This window comes from Bacteroides thetaiotaomicron VPI-5482 (genome assembly GCF_000011065.1).
Taxonomy (GTDB): Bacteria; Bacteroidota; Bacteroidia; order Bacteroidales; family Bacteroidaceae; genus Bacteroides; species Bacteroides thetaiotaomicron.
The window spans coordinates 3256309-3277572 of sequence record NC_004663.1 but is presented as its reverse complement, the minus strand read 5'-3'; the positions used below and the strand labels follow the sequence as shown (position 1 = coordinate 3277572).

General features: G+C 38.7%; 11 protein-coding genes. All 11 read left to right on the top strand.

Annotated elements, in window-relative coordinates; genetic code table 11:
* Positions 1-124 precede the first annotated feature (124 nt).
* The 11 genes from BT_RS13285 (at position 125) to ltrA (ending at position 20877) form a co-directional block, all read left to right on the top strand.
* Entirely contained in the window at positions 125-1429 is a 1305-nt protein-coding gene (locus BT_RS13285) for an IPT/TIG domain-containing protein (RefSeq protein WP_011108406.1), read from the top strand.
* A 33-nt stretch (positions 1430-1462) separates the two neighbouring features.
* Positions 1463-4567, top strand: coding sequence for a SusC/RagA family TonB-linked outer membrane protein (locus tag BT_RS13280; RefSeq protein WP_011108405.1), 3105 nt, complete (start codon positions 1463-1465; stop codon positions 4565-4567).
* Between the two features lie 10 nt (positions 4568-4577).
* The gene (locus BT_RS13275) at positions 4578-6560 is read left to right on the top strand and encodes a RagB/SusD family nutrient uptake outer membrane protein (protein ID WP_011108404.1); all 1983 of its coding nucleotides are present in this window, start codon (positions 4578-4580) and stop codon (positions 6558-6560) included.
* A gap of 11 nt (positions 6561-6571) precedes the next feature.
* Positions 6572-7537, top strand: a complete 966-nt coding sequence (locus BT_RS13270; protein ID WP_011108403.1) for a BT_3044 domain-containing protein — start codon at positions 6572-6574, stop codon at positions 7535-7537.
* Between the two features lie 15 nt (positions 7538-7552).
* Complete coding sequence (locus BT_RS13265; protein WP_011108402.1) at positions 7553-9106, top strand: glycoside hydrolase family 76 protein; 1554 nt, start codon at positions 7553-7555, stop codon at positions 9104-9106.
* Positions 9107-9202: 96 nt separating this feature from the next.
* Entirely contained in the window at positions 9203-11371 is a 2169-nt protein-coding gene (locus tag BT_RS13260) for an alpha-glucuronidase family glycosyl hydrolase (protein ID WP_011108401.1), read from the top strand.
* A gap of 8 nt (positions 11372-11379) precedes the next feature.
* The gene (locus BT_RS13255; RefSeq protein WP_011108400.1) at positions 11380-12690 is read left to right on the top strand and encodes a GDSL-type esterase/lipase family protein; all 1311 of its coding nucleotides are present in this window, start codon (positions 11380-11382) and stop codon (positions 12688-12690) included.
* Positions 12691-12715: 25 nt separating this feature from the next.
* Positions 12716-14665 carry a glycoside hydrolase family 97 protein gene (locus tag BT_RS13250; protein WP_011108399.1) on the top strand — a complete coding sequence of 650 codons (1950 nt, stop codon included), beginning with the start codon at positions 12716-12718 and terminating at the stop codon, positions 14663-14665.
* 681 nt (positions 14666-15346) lie between these two features.
* Positions 15347-17719 carry an ATP-binding response regulator gene (locus BT_RS13245; RefSeq protein WP_011108398.1) on the top strand — a complete coding sequence of 791 codons (2373 nt, stop codon included), beginning with the start codon at positions 15347-15349 and terminating at the stop codon, positions 17717-17719.
* Positions 17720-17723: 4 nt separating this feature from the next.
* Positions 17724-19004 carry a sigma-54-dependent transcriptional regulator gene (locus BT_RS13240; RefSeq protein WP_011108397.1) on the top strand — a complete coding sequence of 427 codons (1281 nt, stop codon included), beginning with the start codon at positions 17724-17726 and terminating at the stop codon, positions 19002-19004.
* Between the two features lie 466 nt (positions 19005-19470).
* Positions 19471-20877, top strand: coding sequence for a group II intron reverse transcriptase/maturase (gene ltrA, locus BT_RS13235; protein WP_011108396.1), 1407 nt, complete (start codon positions 19471-19473; stop codon positions 20875-20877).
* Positions 20878-21264: the final 387 nt, after the last annotated feature.

The following is a 21264-nucleotide window of genomic DNA, read 5'->3' as shown; positions in this document are numbered from 1 at the left end:
TTATTATTTGTTATACTTTTAAATTAAAATGCTTATGAATATTATAGAAAGACATCCACCATGATTAATGATATCCGCTGTTTAATCATATAATAGAAACTAATCAAATATAAAGAATATAGAAATGACAATAATAAAATATATAAAGTTTGTAGTTATAATTGTAATTGTTACAATTGTTTTTTCCTGTTCTAAGAATGAGGCGGGAAATTCAGAATATGATCCTTCTCTTCCTATTTCTTTAACAGATTTTTTCCCAATACAAGGGGGAATGGCGACTAGAATGGTTATTGAGGGAGCTAATTTTGGAACAGATCTCTCACAAATCAAGGTATTTTTTAACCAAAAAGAGGCGTCAATTCTAAATGTGAAAAATAGTATTATTTATTTGCTTGTTCCTAAACTTCCTGGTAACGATTGTATAGTTACTGTAAAAGTTGGCAATCAAGAGGCTAGGTTTACACGTAATTTTCAATATATAGAGAACTATTCTGTTACTACTATTGCTGGGCAACCTGGAACCAATTTATTTGTGGAAGGGACCTTGGCTGCAGCACAATTTGGTCCCGTGCAACATCTTGCAATTGATGATGAAAATAATCTCTTTATTACGGAACGAAATGGTAGTGATGGTAAAGGAACTTGTTCTGTATTGAATGAAGAGAGTGGTACAGTAACTTTTTTGTTTAAAGCGTCAGACAATTTGAATGTACCAACTGTCAATGCTCAGACGCAGAATGTATATATACCTTTAGACGGAGGATATACTTTCTATGAATTGAATCCTGTAAATCAATGGATTGCTAAGAGTCGTTTGGTACTTCATCCTTCCAAAGAACAGCAAGAGGCAGGAATGGATGATTTTGAAATAAATTGGAAACATTCTTTGGCTTTTTCTAGATATGATAATATGATTTATACTCGTTCTTATGGAGGGGATTTAATAAAGGTAGACCCAGAAACAAGAGTAGGGCAAAAGATCGGCAACTTTTTTCCTAATACAGATAGTTTTATTGTTGCTCATCCAACACAACCGGAGATTTTATATATAGCTTATGCAGCTAAACATGTTATTTATACTTACAATATAGAGACTGGAGAACACAAATTGTTTGCTGGGGCTTTTGGACAATCAGGTTGGAACGATGGAATTGCAACTGATGCAGAATTTAATTCTCCTCGTCAAATGTCATTAGACATGGAAGGCAACATCTATATAGCTGATAGTGGTAATCACTGTATTAGAATGATAGATAAAAATGGTATAGTGACGACTCCTATTGGACAACCTGGAGAGGCAGGTTATGCAGATGGTAGCCCAGATATGGCTTTGTTGAACGATCCTAGAGGGGTAGCTGTGAATTCAGAAGGAGATGTGTATATTGCAGATTTAGGGAATCGCTGTATACGTAAACTTACACTTCAATAATTATGGTATAAACAAAAGAATAAGAATATAAAGATGAAAGTGAAATATGCATTAGTGCTATTATCTTTATTGATAAGTAGTATGGAATTGTTCGCACAAGAGGTCATAGATCTAAAAGGTTGCGTATATGATGAACAAAAAACGCCTGTACCGGGTGCTGCAGTTTATCTGAAAGACAGACCAGGAGTTGGTGTCTCAACAGATATTGATGGTGAATTCTCTATAAAAGCAACAATTGGGGATATACTTGTAGTTTCTTTTATTGGTTATAAGACTCAAGAAAAATTGATTACTAAACAAGAAAAAATAATAATTACTTTATCTCCTGAGACAGAAGAACTAGAAGAGGTTGTAATAACGGGGCTGGGTACTTCGCAAAGGAAAGTGAGTTTAGTAGGAGCAATAACAAATGTAGATATGAACCAAATTAAAGCACCGTCTGCATCTATTAATAATATGTTGGGAGGACGTGTCGCTGGTATCATTTCTCAACAATATAGCGGAGAACCAGGTAAGAATGTTTCGGAGTTTTGGGTGCGAGGAATTGGTACTTTTGGGGCGAATAGCGGTGCTTTGGTTTTAATTGATGGCTTGGAAGGTGATCTTTCAATGGTTGATCCTGCTGATGTTGAGAGTTTTTCTATTTTAAAGGATGCATCCGCAACGGCTGTATATGGTGTAAGAGGTGCTAATGGAGTGGTTTTAATCACAACAAAAAGGGGTACAACAGAGAAACTTCAAGTTACAGCTCGTGCAAATTTTACAATATCGAAATTGACTCGAATGCCTGAATATTTACAAGCATATGAGTATGCTCAGTTGGCAAATGAGGCAAAAATTGTGCGCGGAGATCTTCCATTATATGATGATATTGCTTTATATGCGATAAAGCATCAATTGGATCCAGATCTTTATCCTGATGTGAACTGGAGAGACGAGACTTTGAATAAAACGTCTTTTAAACATACTTATTATGCAAGTGCTAGAGGTGGAGGTAGTGTAGCTAAATATTTTTTAAGTCTGGGGATGTCAAAAGAAGATGCTGCCTATAAAATAGATAAAAACAGTAAATATAACAAAGGATTAGGTTATAATAAATTTACTTATCGCTCTAATATAGATATGAATCTTACAAAAACAACAAATTTGTATTTTGGAATGGAGGGATGGTTTACTGTTAATAAAGAACCAGGTAATTCTGAACAAAATGCAACAGATGCAGTGTGGAATGCTCAAGCATTATTAACTCCATTGACTATTCCAACTAAATACTCTACAGGACAGTTACCTTCGTATGGGACTCTTAATGCATATTCACCATATGTGATGATTAATCATACCGGTAAAAAACAAACTGAAAATAGTAATAATCAGATAACACTTGCTTTAAATCAAGATCTTTCTTTTATAACAAAAGGACTGAAAATACGTGCACAGGGTGCTATAACAAGAAATACCAATTATTCAGAACGTCGTTATGTATTGCCAGAAATGTATTATGCAACTGGACGATATGCGAATGGACAACTTCAGTTGGTAAAAAAACAAGATGAAGTAAAAGCTCAATTTTCTAATTATCAGAATCAGTATTCAAAGTATCATTTTGAATCAACACTTAATTACGAACGTTTGTTTGGAACAGATCATCGTTTTTCAGCTTTGGTGTATTATTATATGAGTTCGGAAAAAAATTTACAAGATATAGCTAATGCTGATTCAAATTTTGAAACAATGGCTGCGATACCTAAGCGTTATCAGGGAGTTTCGAGCAGAGTGACATATGGGTTTAGAGATACTTATCTAATGGACTTAAACTTTGGATATACAGGTTCTGAAAACTTTCAACCGGGGAAACAATTCGGTTTTTTCCCTTCATTTGCTTTTGGCTGGATTCCGACTCAATATGACATAGTGAAAGAAAAATTTCCTTGGCTGGATCATTTGAAACTCCGAGGTTCATATGGACTTGTAGGAAATGATAGGATAACGGATAAAAGGTTTCCTTATTTGACGATTGTAAATAGTGGAGCACCTCTCGGTTGGGGAGGAAATGTTGGAGGAGGTATTTCAGAATCTGTAATTGGAGCTGATAACTTGGAGTGGGAGAAATCAAAAAAACTAGACATTGGAATCGAAGGAAAATTGTTTAATAATAAAATCGATTTTGTCATGGACTATTTTTGGGATAAACGTGAAGGTATTTTCCAACAAAGGGCGCAAATTCCTAATTTTGTAGGATTGGTTAGTCTTCCATATGGTAATGTTGGTCAAATGAAAAGTTGGGGAGCCGATGGAAATATTTCATATACTCAACAGATCAACAAAGATATGTCTTTTGTTATTAGAGGAAATTTCACTTACTCCAAAAACAAGATTGATAATTGGGAACAAATAGAGCAGAAATATGCATATCAGAATTTTAGTGGTTGGCCTTATGGTATTCAACGAGGATATATTGCTTTAGGATTATTTAGAGATGAAGCAGATATAAATAACAGTCCGATACAAACTTTTGGAAATTATGAGGCAGGGGATATTAAGTATAAAGATGTAAATGGTGATGGAAGAATTGATATAGATGATCAAGTACCTTTGTCTTACGATAATTATCCTCGGTTAATGTATGGATTTGGTGGAGAATTTAGATATAAAAACTTAACGTTCAATATTCTTTTTAAAGGGATTGGGAAAAAAGACTTTTTTTATACTTCAGAAGATTCGGGCTTTGGCTATTACCCGTTTTTATATGGGGAAACAGGAAATGTATTGTCTATTGTGGCAAATTCCAGTAATAGATGGATACCTGCTTCATATTCGGGTGACCCTTCTACAGAGAACCCCAACGCTAGGTTTCCACGGTTAAGTTATGGAAAGAATAGTAATAATACACAGAAATCTACATTTTGGAAAGCAAATGGACAATATTTAAGGTTACAAGAGATAAGTGTTGGTTATAATTTGAAACTGAAAGCTTTTTCTAAAATAGGAGTTAGTTCTATTGATTTACAGTTAGTTGGACAGGATCTTTATGTTTGGGATAAAATAGGTGGATTATGGGACCCTGAACAGACCACTAAGAATGGTCGAGCTTATCCTATTCCTGCAACTTATTCATTACAAATGTATATTAATTTTTAATTGTCAGAATATGAAAAATAAAATAATAATATTCATACAGTTTGGCATGCTTCTTTGTATGAGTTCATGTAATTTTCTTAACGTAGAAGATGAGTTTAAAGATATGCTCTCTTATGATTCGGTATTTGCTAATAAAAGAAACGTGGAGAAATATTTATGGGCAACAGCAGCCAATTTTCCGGATGAGGGAAAATTGTTTCAATATCCTTACACTCCAGGTCCGTTAGCTAGCGATGAGGCCTTTACTACATTTGGTAGTGACCAATTTCTAGGTATGGGGTTTGTCTTAGGTGAAATCACTCCTGATAATTCTGGAGGTTTGGGAAATTGGGGAACTATGTATAAGATTATACGAAAAACAAATTTGATATTTCGTAGAATAGATGAAGCGAAAGATCTAAAAACGACAGAAAAGTTAGAACTTCTTGCTTATACACGTTTTATGAGGGCATATGCTTATTATAATTTATTGATGGATTTTGGACCACTTGTCATACTGGGCGATGAAGTCATGGATAATAATGAAACTATAGATTATTATAATGCTCATCGGTCAACTTATGACGAATCGGTAGAGTATGTGTGTGGAGAACTGGAAGCTGCTGCAGTAAATCTTCCGATCACTGTACCTATTAGTCAGTTTGGACGACCGACAAAAGGAGCAGCGTATGGTTTGATTGCACGATTAAGATTGCAACATGCTAGTCCGTTATATAATGGAGGCAGTGTGGCTAAAACGTATTTTGGTTCATGGAAAAGGAGTGTCGACAATGCACATTATATATCGCAAACGGAGAATGTGGAACGATGGGCATTAGCAGCAGCAGCTTGTGCACGAATTATAGATATGGGATTGTATGAACTTCATACAGTAAAAAGTGATATTAATACTCCTAAATTGCCACAAGGTGTGTCAACTGAACCCTTTCCGGCAGGAGCAGGTGGTATAGATCCATTCAGATCTTATTCTGATATGTTTACGGGGGAAACTGTCCCACAAACAAACCCAGAATATATTTGGGGAAGAATGTCTAGTAGTATTGTGGATATAACAAGACATTCTTTTAATGGAGATATTTTAGGAGGTTTCAATGGAATGTGTGTTCCACAAAAAGTGATAGATAAATATAAGATGGTGGATGGACGAAGTATTCAGAATTCGAGTTCTGAATATCCTTATTCTGAAGATGGAATGACTAATACGGGACGAATGACATTCTCAGGGTATACATTGAATACTGGTATTAGCAATATGTATGCTAATCGTGAAATGCGTTTTTATGCTTCTATAGGTTTTTCAAGACGTTATTGGATGGCTAGTTCTACAAGCGATACAAGAAAGAAAAATATAACTGTCACGTATGATAAAAATGGTAATTCAGGTAGATACAGTAGTGCTAATGTGAAGAATGACTATCCGAGCACAGGTTATGTGATAACGAAATATATTCATGAATCAGATGCATGGAGTGGTGAGGGAGCACAACGAGTTGCCAAAGGATTTCCGATTATTCGTTATGCAGAAATTCTATTATCTTATGCTGAAGCATTAAATAATCTAGGCAATACTTCTTTCACAGTTGTTCTTCCTGACGATTTCGAATATACAGCATATCGAAATCTTGATGAGATAGCAAAATCATTTAATCGAGTTCGTTATAGAGCTGGGCTTCCAGGACTGACGAATGAAGAATTGGAAGACCCAGTTAAAGTGCAAGAACAGATTATAGACGAACGCATGATAGAATTCTTATTTGAGAATCGCAGATACTATGATGTTCGTAGATGGGGAATATATGAAGAGGTGGAAACTGAGCCTATCACGGGGATGGATATAGAATCTGCTGAGCCGGAATATTACAATAGAGTTATAGTGAATCATTCACGTGTGCGAAACAGAGTTATTAATAAAAAGATGATTTTTCTGCCTATTTCTAGGACAGAGATAAGAAGAGTTAAAGATTTGGATCAAAATCCAGGATGGGCAAACTAAAAATATATGATATGAAAAAATATATAAAAGTAATGATGGCTTTCGTTTTGGGCCTGTTAATGATAGGGTGTGATGAAGATGCCATGTTTAGAGAAGAATTGTATGATAAATATATTTATATTGTTAGCAATGAAGAACAAATACACAATTTATTATTCTCTTTGAATAAGGATAAGGATATGGGTACTGTTTCTGTAGCGTGCAGTGGTACACAGAAGATAGACAACGATGTCCAAGTTACTCTTGAAAAAGATAAGGACATATTAGGCAAATATAATTATAGCAATTTTGATATTAATGAGGAAAAATATGCAAAAGAACTCAAAAACGATAGCTATGAAATGCCACAAATGAACGTGCTCTTGCGTCACGATGATATTGATCCGTATGCTACATTGCCTATTGTTATAAAGCAGGAAGCTTTGTCCTCACTTTCGCCTGATTCGACTTACTTTATTCCACTGAGAATCAAAGATGTGTCTGGATTTCAGATTAAAGAGGAAAAACGAAATGTCCTATGTCGTATTTATACATATAATGAATATGCCAATACGAAAGAGGCAACCCAATATACAATGAAAGGATATCGTATCATAGGAGATAATTCTTCCTCCATTAGTGGCTATAAAAATGTTCATCCGATAAATGCTAATTCGGTGAGAATGTTCGTTGCGAATACTAAGTTTGAGGCAAATGAAAAAATTATAGCTAAAAATGCTGTGACTGTTGAAGTGCAAAAAGATAATTCGATAAAGATGTATCCTTACATTCGCGATACTAAAACGCTTGAAGTTCATTTGATGACTCCGCCTAATGATAGTGAAGAGGATTTTATTTATCAAAATGTTTATGAAAAGAAGAATGAACGCTTTTTACTATATTATAAATATCGAACAAGAGATAACGAAAATTCTTGGTGGTCGGAATGGATAGTAGTGAAAGAGGCTACTAAGCGATTAAATATGCAAACTAAGTAGTAAAAATGAGTAATTATGAAAAAAGTAATAAAGAAATATTTCTTTTTAGCATTAGCTATTATAATGTATTCGTGTAATGAAGATGAAAAGTATGATATATTAGAAAGATACACTCCTGAAACTATAACATCTGACGAAATAGCTCCTGTGCTTAATTTACAGGCACAATATATGGATAGTAATAGCGAAATAGTACTTGTAACATGGATGAATCCGGAAGATGATTTTTTGTCTAAGGTGGAAATCTCTTGCTGTTCTGCGAATGATAATCTTTTGGGTGAACCTGTGTTGTTGGACGCTGTTTCTACCAAAGTAGGTTCTTATCAGACGTCACTTTCTGTGGAAGAGAGGGGATATGTAAAGATTGTAGCTATTAATGAAAAAGGAGTACGCTCGGAAGCCCGTACAGCAGAGATCCTTTCTTCCCAACAGGATTTTGTATATAGAGCAGATTGTTTGATGTCTTCTGTGATTGAATTATTTTTTGGTGGGAGATATAATGCATGGAATGAGAATTACCCCAATGCTACAGGTCCCTATTGGGATGGCATTGCAGCCGTTTGGGGACAAGGTGCAGCTTATTCCGGATTTGTTACAATGTATAAGGTCACAAAGGAAACTAATAATGAGAAACTAAGAGCAAAATATGCAGAAAAGGAAGAAACTTTTCTAAACTCAATAGACATTTTTTTGAATAATGGTAGTGGACGGAAATCTTTTGCTTATGGTACTTATATTGGGCCGAATGATGAGCGTTATTACGATGATAATGTCTGGATTGGCATCGAAATGGCCAATTTATATGAACTTACAGGGAATGAAGTTTATTTGCAGCATGCAAATACTGTTTGGAACTTTATTTTGGAAGGGATAGATGACGTGACTGGCGGTGGAGTATATTGGAAAGAAGGTGCGGTATCAAAGCATACATGTTCCACTGCCCCGGCAGCTGTAATGGCTCTAAAATTATACCAATTGAGCAAGAATGAATCATATTTGGAAATAGCAAAGAGTTTGTATTCATACTGTAAAGATGTATTACAAGATCCGAATGACTATTTATTTTATGACAATGTTCGCTTAAGTGACCCTTCCGATAAGAATTCGGAGCTTAAAGTATCTAAGGATAAATTCACGTATAATTCGGGACAACCAATGTTAGCTGCTGCTATGTTGTATCGGATTACAAAAGAAGAACAATTTCTGAAAGATGCCCAAAATATAGCACAGTCGATTTATAAAAAATGGTTTAAAAACTATCATTCGTCTATACTTGATAGAGATATAATGATATTAAGCGATCCAAACACTTGGTTTAATGCCGTTATGTTCAGGGGATTCGTAGAGCTATATAAAATAGATAAGAACGATGTTTATGTCAAAGCGGTGAAAAATACCATGGAACATGCTTGGCAAAGCAACTGTAGAAATCGGTTGACTAATCTAATGAGCGACGATTATGCAGGTGATAAGAAAGAAGGTAAGTGGAATATAAAGACACAAGGTGCTTTTGTTGAAATCTTCTCACTTATTGGGGAATTGGAACAACTTGGATGTTTTCAGGAGTAGTTAAATAAATTAGTAGTAAAATTTTTGTAAGGTTGCTTGGTCTCTCAAAGATAGAATTCTATTTGTGGATTAAGCACCTTGCAAGAAAAAAGAATTATGGAGTATAAATTAAAAGCTTTTTGTATTAGTGCATTGCTGATTTTATTGCAAGTGAATGAAATATTTGCAGAAAGTGGCTATGAATTGTGGTTACGTTATCACTTAATTGAAGATGTTGCGTTAAAAAGATATTATCAGATAAAAAACAGTTCGATTGTTTTCACTGCAAGAACGCAAAAACAATTGGTGGCAAAAACAGAACTATATAATGGATTGAAAGGACTACTTGGTTTTACTATACAAGAAACGCATGATGTAAAGGATAATTGTTTGTTGGTAGGGAACGTGGAGTCTTCTCCGTTAATAACTTCCCTTCTTTGTGCAAAAGAACTTGATAGTTTGGGAGATGAAGGATATATAATCCGTTCGTTGCAGATTGAGCAAAAAAAAGTGACAGTTGTGGTTGCGCAAAAGGATCAAGGGTTGTTGTATGCAATTTTTCATTATTTGAAATTAATTCAAACACATCAATCATTAGATGGGGTGTCTGTCAAAGAAGTTCCCCAAATTAAATATAGAGTATTGAATCATTGGGATAACTTAGATGGAACAATTGAAAGAGGATATGCAGGTTATTCTTTATGGGATTGGGAACGTTTGCCTTTCTATCGAAGTCAACGATGTGTAGATTATGCGAGGGCAAACGCTTCAATAGGTATTAATGGTACTGTATTGAATAATGTGAATGCAAATGCAAAAAGTTTGCGTACAGAGTGGTTGATAAAAGCTGCAGGGTTGGCTGATTCTTTCCGTCCTTATGGCATTCGGGTATTTCTTACTGCCCGTTTTAGTGCTCCACAGGAAATTGGTAATTTGGATACATCAGACCCAATGAATCCCAAAGTGAAGCAGTGGTGGAGAAATAAAGTAACAGAAATTTATGAATACATTCCGGATTTTGGTGGTTTTTTGATAAAGGCAAATTCGGAAGGGCAACCTGGACCGCAAGATTATGGACGTACTCACGCTGAAGGTGCCAATATGATAGCCGAAGCATTGCAACCTTATGGTGGTATACTGTTTTGGCGTGCTTTTGTTTATAAAAATGAGCGGTATGTCGACCGGGTTGTTACTGGATATAATGAGTTTAAACCTCTTGATGGACAATTTAAAGAAAATGTGTTTTTGCAGACTAAAAATGGACCAATAGATTTTCAGCCACGAGAACCATTTCATCCATTGTTTGGGAAAATGCCCAATACAGCTTTATCTCTTGAATTTCAAATTACACAAGAAAATCTGGGACATGCAGGGCATTTAGTATATTTAGCACCTTTATTTGAGGAGACATTGCAATCGGATGTTTATGGGGATGGAAAAGGAAATACAGTATCGAAGATTCTTCAGAATTATCATGAAACTTGTGGAATGTCTGCAATAGCTGGAGTGTCAAATGTAGGAACTGATTTAAATTGGACGGGATATTTGTTTGGACAGGCTAATTGGCATGCGTTTGGAAGATTGGCTTGGAATCCGGATTTGACAAGCGAAAAAGTGTCAGAGGAATGGGTGCGTATGACATTCTCTAATCGGGAAGATGTAATAGATTCGATAAAAAGAATGATGTTGATTTCACGGGAGGCAGCTGTGAATTATATGATGCCCTTAGGGCTTAATCATATTATGAATTTTCATACACACAATGGTCCGGAGCCATGGCATGATGACCCTTTATGGACGGCTTATGATTATCACCAAGTAACAAAAGATAGTATAGGGGTTGATCGAACAGATAAAGGCAGTAGGGCTACAGGCCAATATCATAAATTGGTTGGAGCATATTTTGAAAATTTAAAAACTTGTCCAGATAGATATTTACTTTGGTTTCATCGTCTTCCTTGGGAATATAAGATGAAATCGGGACAGACATTATGGAATGAGCTTGTTAATCATTATTATAAGGGTGTAGAAGAGGTCAGAACCATGCAGAGTATTTGGGCCTCATTAAAGGACGTAATAGATGGAGAACGATTTACGAGCACGGAGAATTTACTTCAGAACCAAGAGCGTGAGGCTGTTTGGTGGAGAGATGCTTGCTTGCTTTTTTTCAAGGAGTACTCTCAAATGCCTATTCCTGAGGTGTATGAATCGTCTCGTTATTCTTTAGATTATTATAAGAAGATTCCCTTTCCGTATGATTGGAATAAAACACAAATGTTTAAGTAATGATAAGTATGTATAGAGTTTTAATTATTTCAGTTGTGATAGGATGGGCTATTAATATAAAAGCCCAGATAAAAGTGGCTTGTGTTGGTAATAGTATTACAGAAAATATAGCTTTATCAAATGAACAAAAATATCCCTCCATTTTGCAAGACCTTTTGGGAAATGGATATATTGTTCGCAATTATGGTATTGGAGCACGTACAGTGCTGAAAAAAGGAGATTATCCATATTGGAATGAAGAGCGATATAAAGAAGTGCTTGCGTGGAATCCTGATATTGTAATTGTAAAAATGGGAACAAATGATGCGAAAGCGCAGAATTGGGCTTATAAAGATAATTTTGAAAGTGATTATATTGAATTTATACTTTCTTTTCAGACTTTGCCAAGTCATCCGAAAGTCTTTATTTGTTATCCCATTCCAACGTTTAAAGATAATTTCCTTCCTGTAGAGGATCAGCTTCTTGTAAAAGAAATGATGCCAATGATAGATAATATATCCAAGGCAACTTGTGCTGACATTATAGATTTACATACACCTTTGGTTGGAAAGGATGATTGTGTGTATGACAAAGTACATCCTAATGAGAAAGGTACGAAGATTATGGCGCGTGTTATTGCACGAAAAATATGTCCGCATAGAAAGTTTCCTTTTCCCCCAGAAAAAAAGATAAATGTTGTATTTGTTGGTAATAGTATTACAGAAGCTACATACTTGAAAATTACTCCGCCTGAATGGACAACTATTTATTTAGATAGTTTGGGGTATGATGTACAGTCTGTAAATTGTGGAAAAAGTGGTTATACAACTTTTGATTTCCTTCCTGGTAAAGGTGGTTTTAAATATGTGATAAGAAAAGCCGATGAGCTATATAAGAAAGATAAAAGAAATCTTGTGTTTTCTTTTTGTTTGGGAGTAAATGATAGCGCTTGTACCGGAACCAATGGAGCACCTGTTTCGGCTGAACAATATGAAAGCAATATGCAGTTGATTATTGATAGCTTATGTTTTCGATTTCCCGAGGCAAAAGTGGTGTTGCATTATCCTATCTGGTATAGCCCTAACACGTATAATAGTGCTATGTATCTTAAGGAGGGATTAAAACGTTTGCAAACTTATTTTGCTGCGATAGAAAGACTTGGCAGAAAGAATAAGGGTAGGGCTATGATCGGAGACACAAAAGGATTTAAGGTCTTTCGCAAGCATTATAAAAAATACCATACCCCTCAAGAAGGTAAACGAGGAGTTTTTTATTTACATCCGAATGCGGAGGGAGCGAGGGTATTAGGTCGGTTATGGAGTGAAGGTATTAAACAATAATTTTATTTATTAAATTAAAAAAAATATGAGAAAGGTTGTATTGCAAATTATCTGTTGCTTGTTGGCATTAAATGTGCAGGCTCAAAAAAATATTGAGTTGTTTTCACCTGATGGAAACATAAAATTGGCATTAAACATATCAGATGAAATATCTTATACCATTTCCTGTGAAGATGTGATATTATTGGAGAACAACCGGTTACAGTTGGAATTAAATAATGAAGTCTTGGGGGAACATCCCCATTTGCAAGGACAGAAGAAGTGGAATGTAAAAGAAATGTTGAATCCTGTTGTTCCATTGAAATTCTCAACAATAGAGAATGAGTATTCTCAGTTGCTATTGGATTTTAAAGGGGGATATTCTTTGGAATTTAGGGCATTTAATGATGGGATTGCTTATCGGTTTATTATGAAGAAAAGAGGAAATATCGAGATCATGAATGAAGTCATGCAATTGAATTTTCCATCAGAATGTCAACTTCATCTGCAACAAACCGGGGGATTTAAGACCGCTTATGAAGAACCTTATTTACATTTGAAGAGTGGGGATGTGAGGTTGGAGAGTACGATGGCAACTTTACCATTGCTGCTTAGTTACCCCCAAAAATATTCGATATTACTTGGTGAGACAGAGGTGTTTGATTATCCATGTATGTTTGTAAAGGGAGGTGAAAAGAATAGTGTACGAGCTGTTTTTCCGAAAGTTCCTATACAGTTTGAAGAAGACGGGGATAGAAGTATGAAAATATTGGAGGAAGCAGCCTATATTGCAAGAACTACAGGGAAAAGAGGATTTCCATGGCGTTATTTCGTAATAGCTAAAGAGGATAAACAATTGGTGGAAAATACGATGTCATGTAGACTATCATCTGGTTGTAGCTTATTAGAAACCTCATGGATTAAACCTGGACAAGCGAGTTGGGAATGGTGGAATGATGCAGCTCCTTATGGACCTGATGTGAATTTTGTTTCGGGTTATAATCTGGAAACCTACAAATATTATATTGATTTTGCTTCGAAGTATGGCATTCGATATATTATTATGGATGAAGGATGGGCGAAAAGTACGCGCGACCCGTATACTCCGAATGCTAAAGTTGATGTTCATGAATTGATTCGCTATGCTGAAAAGAAGAATGTGGGAATAGTTCTTTGGCTAACATGGTTGACTGTGGAAAATAATATGGATTTATTTAAGACTTTCTCAGAATGGGGAGTAAAAGGTGTAAAAATAGATTTTATGGACAGAAGCGATCAATGGATGATGAATTTTTATGAACGTGTAGCAGCAGAAGCTGCTAAATATAAGTTGTTTGTAGACTTTCATGGTTCTGTGTCTCCTAAAGGATTAGAATATAAATATCCTAATGTACTTTCGTATGAAGGTGTAAGAGGTATGGAACAGATGGGAGGGGCCACTCCGGATAATAGTATTTTTATGCCTTTCATGAGAAATGCAGTGGGGGCGATGGACTATACTCCTGGTGCTATGTTAAGTATGCAGCCCAATGTATATTGTAGTCAAAGACCGAACTCTGCAAGTATAGGAACACGTGCTTATCAATTAGCATTATTCGTTATTTTTGAAAGTGGACTTCAGATGTTAGCCGACAATCCGACATTGTATTATCGTAATGCGGATTGTACTGAATTTATTACACGGGTACCTGTTACATGGGATGAAACGAAAGTGTTGGATGCTCGAATTGGTGAATATTTAATTGTTGCTAAACGGAAAGGAGAAAAGTGGTTTATTGGAGGAATGACTAATAATCGTAACTCAGAGCGTATATTTGAGATTAGTTTGGATTTTTTAAACGAAGACAGGGGCTATAAAATGGTTGCATTTGAAGATGGAATCAATGCTAATCGTCAAGCTATGGATTATAAAAGATATGAACGCTCTGTAAATAAAAAAGATAAAATAGTAATACGACTAGCGCGTAATGGAGGATTTGCTGCACTTATTGAATAATTTGATTGTATTATTTTATGGATGATGAAAATAGTCAACATAATATTCGCATATCTAAAAAATACGTTTTTTATTGGGGATATTCATAATTATGTAAAGAAAATAGTTTTCAAATACAAGCATAAATTGATCCCTATTCAAGTTCCAGCTATGAATTGGGTATATCTATATTGAGGATTTCCAAACAAGTTGTACTATTTCTTTGTATCATCTCGAAGGGAGAGCGAGGGCTTTGATTTATCGGTTTAATTTTTCTATGAGATTTATGGTATAATGGTTTCGATAGAAAAGCAGAAAGCTCGTCAGTTGTTCTAGCTGTTCTGTTATGAGGGAATAGTATTGATGGTATTTTATTATACAAGTTAAATGACTAGAATGAAATTCGTTTGTGTTTTATATAAACCAATACTAGGTAGTTCAAGGGTATTTGTGGTTTATTTTGGTTTGATGTTAAGTTACTATCTTTAATAGGGTCGATTCTGTTGGACTGATTATAATCGTTTCACAGCGATGGTTATTATTATGCTTGGATGAAATAATAGTGTGTTCTAAGATTGGTAATGATTATAATAACTGAATTGATAGGCGGGTAATGGTCTGTGTATGTTCACTGCTATTATCTGCCTGTTATTTTCCTGAGTCGTTAGGACAAGAAAAGGATAAAGAATAACAAAACGAATCATGTGGCTGAGATTTAAAATATTTATAGGATATATTACTCTGATTGCCCTGCTCTCTTTTACTATTTATTTCTTCCGTAAGGAACAGATGAAGCGCAACTGTTTGCAACAGCATGAACAGGAACTGCTTCATTTTTGGCATTTGACCGGAGAAGCCTACGCCGGCCTGTTGGATCTGGGCACTTATGGAGAGACGGTCAGTGTGTGGGACGAGGACGACCGGAGTACTTATCAGAAAAAGAGAAACGAGGTATGCGGCACATTACAGTTCTTGAAGCAATATGTCCATGCATCCGGACAACGGGTACGTATAGATTCGCTGTGCCTGCTTCTGGAGAGAAAGGAACAGTTGCTTGACACGGTAATACATACGTTCAGCCGTTTTCGTGAAGCCGGTGAAATCATAAACCGGAAAATCCCGATGATTGCATCCCGTGTCCACGATGAGAAAGCGCCTATTGAAGTCAAAGAGGAAGTTCCGAAGAAAAGTTTCTGGTCCTTCCTTAAACGCAAGAAGAGAAAATCCGTTTATTCGGAACAGAAGGAAAAACGGGAACGGCTGCAACCTGCGGAAAAAGACCGGAAGGTCTCAACTGCAAGTATACTTCATTCTTTAAACAGGGAACTGACCGGCCGGCAGGAGACTGAGCGTGAACGTCTGCCGGTACAAATGGAGCGTCTGTTCAATAACAATATGGCATTAAACTGCAGATTGTACGGTATCATCAGAGATTTTGAATTTGAGACTGACCGACGCCTTGAGGAACGTTACATGCAGTTCCTCAAGGCACGGGAACGGTCCTTTTATACGGTTTCTACCTTTGCTGTTTTTATTTCATTGCTGACTATTTTACTTTATATCATTATACATCGGGAGTTGAACCGGCGAAACCGATACCGGCGTCAGCTGGAAGCTTCCAACTTGGAAAACACGGAACTCCTCCAATCCAGGAAGCGTATGATGCTGACTATCGCCCATGACCTGCGCTCTCCCCTTGCCATTATCAGAGCAACGGCGGAGCTGCTGCCCGGCGAACAGGAAAGGGCTATGCAGGAGGAATACGCCGGAAATATCCGACATGCGTCAGACTATATGCTTTCGCTGGTGGACACATTGATGAATTTCTATCTGCTTGATACAGGACAGGCACGGGAGAATATTTCCGTCTTTTGTCTGGAAACCCTGTTCAGGGAGATTACCAACAATTACATGCCGCTCGTTCAAAAGAAAGGATTGCAACTGTTGACCCGGTATTCCGGCATGAACGCTGCTGTCAGTTGTGACAAGGGACATTTACAGCAGATTGTGAATAATCTGCTTTCCAACGCTCTGAAATTTACCGGGAAAGGATATGTCCGGCTGGAAGCGACATTCAACGTCGGCGAACTGTGTATCAAAGTGCAGGATACAGGAGCGGGAATGAATGATGAGGAGCAGAAACGGATATTCGATGCGTTCGAAAGGCTTGATAATGCCCGCGGCGTTTCCGGTTTCGGACTTGGCCTTGCCATTGTTTCCCGGCTTGTTTCACAGCTGGGCGGTTCCATCGGGGTGGAGAGTCACCCGGGGAAAGGAAGTTGTTTTAGGGTATCTCTTCCCCTTTTCCCTGCCGACAGTAGTTCCTTGAAGGAGGAGTTACAATCTCCGTCTGACTATCAAATAGAAGGACTGCGTATTCTCCTTCTTGACGATGACCCGAGACAGCTTTCCGTAACACGTGAGATGTTCAGGCGAAACCGGGTTGAATGTGACTGTTATACCGATTTCCGGCAGGTGGTTGCAAAATTGCGGGATGAGGATTATGACGCGTTGCTGACGGATATCCGCATGCCTGACATGGACGGGTTCGGGCTGCTGGAGTTGTTGCGTTCATCCAATATGGAAAGGGCCGGAACAATTCCGGTCATAGCCATGACTGCCGATATTGATCCGGAAGAGGAGTACCTTTCCCGGGGATTTGCCGGATGTATCCGTAAACCCTTCCGGATGAATGAGCTGCTGGAAACCGTTTCCCGAATTGTCAGAGGGAATAGGCGGACGGCATGGCAACCGGATTTTTCCCTGATTCTGACCGGGGAGGACAATAAGGGGGAGATGCTCGGTATCTTCATCCGGGAAAGCCGCAAGGACCTTGACAGGTTGCACGGGGCGTTGGAAAGGGATGATCGTCAGACAGTCCGTGAGATTCTGCACAAGAACCTTCCCCTGTGGACAAGTGTCCGCCTTGATTATCCGATAGAGGAACTGCAGGCTATTGTACTGTCCGATCCGGAACTCTGGACGGAAGAACAGATAAGGTGTATCTATAAAGTAGGAGAAGCAGCGTGGAAACTAATTGTCTGTGCTGAAAATATGAAGAAGAATATAAAATAAGCAAATGAAAAATATACTGATTATAGAGGATGATGTTGTCTTCAGCCGCAGTATCAGTAACTGGCTGAAGAAAAAGGGTATGGCAACCGGTCATGTGTCTACACTCTCGGCAGCCCGTAAGGAACTTCAGGTTAAGAAGTTCGACCTTGTCCTGGCAGACCTGCGTCTGCCGGACGGCAGCAGTATGGAGCTGCTGAAGTGGATGAAAGGAAAATATTATTCCATCCCGTTCCTTATTATGACCAGTTACGGCCAGGTGGAGAATGCGGTGGAAGCCATGCAGCTTGGGGCCTCCAATTACCTTTGCAAGCCGGTACAGCCGGACCGGCTTTGGGAAGTTATAGAAAAAGAGTTCAGCCGTCCGCAGCATGGCAGCACGGAATTCTACCGTGGTGAAAGTGAAAAGGCCCGTGAAATGTACCGGCTGATAGGCCCTGTGGCCCGTTCTGACATGTCCGTCCTGCTTCGTGGAGCATCGGGTACGGGTAAGGAACATATTGCCGCTGAGATTCATGAGTGGAGCCTGCGCAGGCACAAGCCTTTTGTAGCCGTGGACTGCGGTGCCGTTTCCGACGACCTTGTCAGATCCGAATTCTTCGGGTACTGCAAAGGGGCGTTCACCGGTGCGGACAGTGACAAGGCGGGACTTTTCCAGGCTGCTGAAGGTGGTACGTTGTTCCTTGATGAAATCGGTAACCTTGCTCCCGTAAATCAGATGAAACTGCTTCGCGCCCTGCAAGAAAAGCGTTACCTGCCGGTCGGGACAGTCAGGGAACGTCCCTTTGACATCCGCCTTATCGCCGCCACCAATGCAGATTTGGAGAAGGCCATTGCGGAAGGGAGTTTCCGTGAGGACTTGTACCACCGTCTGAACGAGTTCACTATCCGGGTTCCCCTGCTCTCCGAATGCGGGGAGGATATCCTTCCGTTGGCTGAATTCTTTCTGAAGCAGTTTTCCGCAAGATACGGGAAACCGGTTCAGGGCTTCGACCGGGAAGCGGCTGCCGTGTTACGGCAATACGGCTGGCCGGGGAATATCCGTGAACTGAAGAATACTGTCCGGCGTGCCGTCGTGTTTGCCGGGGAGGGGCGGATATCCGCACAGGAACTGAATCTGGATCAGGGCATGAAATTGGGAAACATGATTGTCTGTCCGGAAAAGGAGGAGCAGCAGATACTTCGGATACTTGGGCAGACCGGTAACAACCGCACCCTTACCGCCCGTGTACTCGGCATCAGCCGGACTGCCCTGTATTACAAGTTGAGGAAATACGGTATTGTGTGAATAAGGGAATATAGGACAGCCCCCGGAAAACGGGGGCTATTTCAGTATGCTCGGCATGGTTATTAGCTACCGGGTGCAAGTCCCCAATGAGCCCTAATAGCGGGAATCATACAGCCAATAGCAATGGTGTCCCTCGCGAGTTGGAATCTGAAAGAAGCTGGCGGCAAATATCTGGTCTGACGAACAGAAACTTCATATAAGGCATATGACCGTGGGTAAGGTTGCTGAACAAACCAAAGCCCTATAGCTATTCGGAAACGGTTGGTGTAAATGGAGCAGACATAAGATAGAAAGTTAATACCCTTATCCGAGGAGGTCTCACGGACATACAGAATAGTTGTCTTTACGAAATGTATGGAGTAACGCTTGCCGTGAGAAGTCAGCAGAGGTCATAGTAGTGGGACTGTCGATATTCCCATGAAGGACCGAACCTAATAATTAAACGATAGTAATTGAAAGTTACCAAATGAAAGAAAGAATGCAGAAAACATCAGCCCAAGCTCATGACTTCCCTCAAAGAGCTAGGACGGAATCCGAATGGTATGAGGGAGTGCAGACTTTCATGTGGATGACCGAAGACAACATCGTGGAAGTACCATTTGACAAAGAACACCTATTGGAAATCATCCTTAGTCCATCGAACCTGAACAAAGCCTATAAGGCGGTAGTCAGGAACAATGGAAGTGGCGGTATCGACAAGATGTCATGCGAACAATTATTGTCATGGCTAAAGGCCAATAAGGATGAACTGATAATCTCTTTGCAGTCCGGGACTTATCGCCCCAACCCTGTACGCAGGGTAGAAATACCAAAGGACAATGGCAAAAAGCGCCTCTTAGGAATCCCCACAGTGGTAGACCGATTGGTGCAACAAGCCATAAACCAAGTGTTGACGCTGATATACGAGCGTCAGTTTTCCAAGACAAGTTACGGGTTCCGTCCCCAAAGGGGTTGCCATGATGCTCTCCGTAAGGCGCAAAAGATAGTGAGTGAAGGTTATATATATGTAGTCGACCTCGACCTTGAACGCTTTTTCGATACGGTAAGTCATAGCAAGCTGATAGAAATACTCAGCCGTACCATAAAGGATGGAAGGGTAATAAGTCTGATACACAAATATCTTCGTAGCGGTGTAATAAACCGAGGAATGTTCGAGATGAGTACAGAAGGAACTCCCCAAGGAGGTCCTCTAAGTCCTCTGTTAAGTAATATCATGCTCAATGAACTGGACAAGGAACTGGAAAGACGTGGACACCCCTTTGTCCGTTACGCAGACGATGCGATGATATTTTGCAAATCCAAACGTGCCGCCAAACGTGTAAGGGAATCGATAACTCTGTTCATAGAAGGGAAACTCTTCCTTAAAGTGAACCATGAAAAGACGGTCGTATCTTATGTGAAAGGAGTAAAGTTCTTGGGGTACTCCTTTTATGTGAAGAAAGGGGACTGTATTCTACTTGTACACTCAAAATCCAAAAACAAGATGAAATCAAAACTCAAAGAATTGACAAGTCGGAGTAATGGATGGGGATATGAGAAAAGGAAACAGAAACTCAAAGATTACATAAGAGGATGGATTGCCTACTTCTGCCTTGCACAAATGAAAAGGCTTTGTATTGAAACCGACGAATGGCTAAGACGACGTATTCGCATGTGTATCTGGAAATCATGGAAGAATGCCAAAACCCGAGTAGCAAACTTAAAGAAATGCGGTGTCTCTGAGTGGCAGGCATATCAATGGGGAAACACTCGTCTTGGTTATTGGCGTGTCTCGAACAGCCCAATAGTAACCTTTGTAATGTCCAATGATAAATTGCGTAAGGCAGGCTATATGGAGTTCATGGACTGCTATCTCAAATGGTGCCCAAAATAGGAACCGCCGTATGCCGAACGGTACGTATGGTGGTGTGAGATTGTGCCACGAGAAGCATGTGCTAAATGCTTCGCAACTATGTAGGAGATGAGGGTAGGTCCCTCGCAATCAACTTGCAGGAGTGGGTTGCAAACCCGTATATGCTGCTCTTTCTCCATGGTCAGGGTAGTGAACGATATATGAAAAGGCAATGTATAAATTGTCAGGTAGCTTAATAGGAGATGACCGCAAGGGAACCATTGATGAAGCATCGAAAATAACCGTAGATGATGTCAAAACCAAGAGTTTCTCACTCTTTTGGGATAAGTAACGAGATTACCTGTTTATTGTCGTTATGGCATCCGGTGTACAGATGGCATGACCTGTTAAGAGGCTCTTATGTGGAAC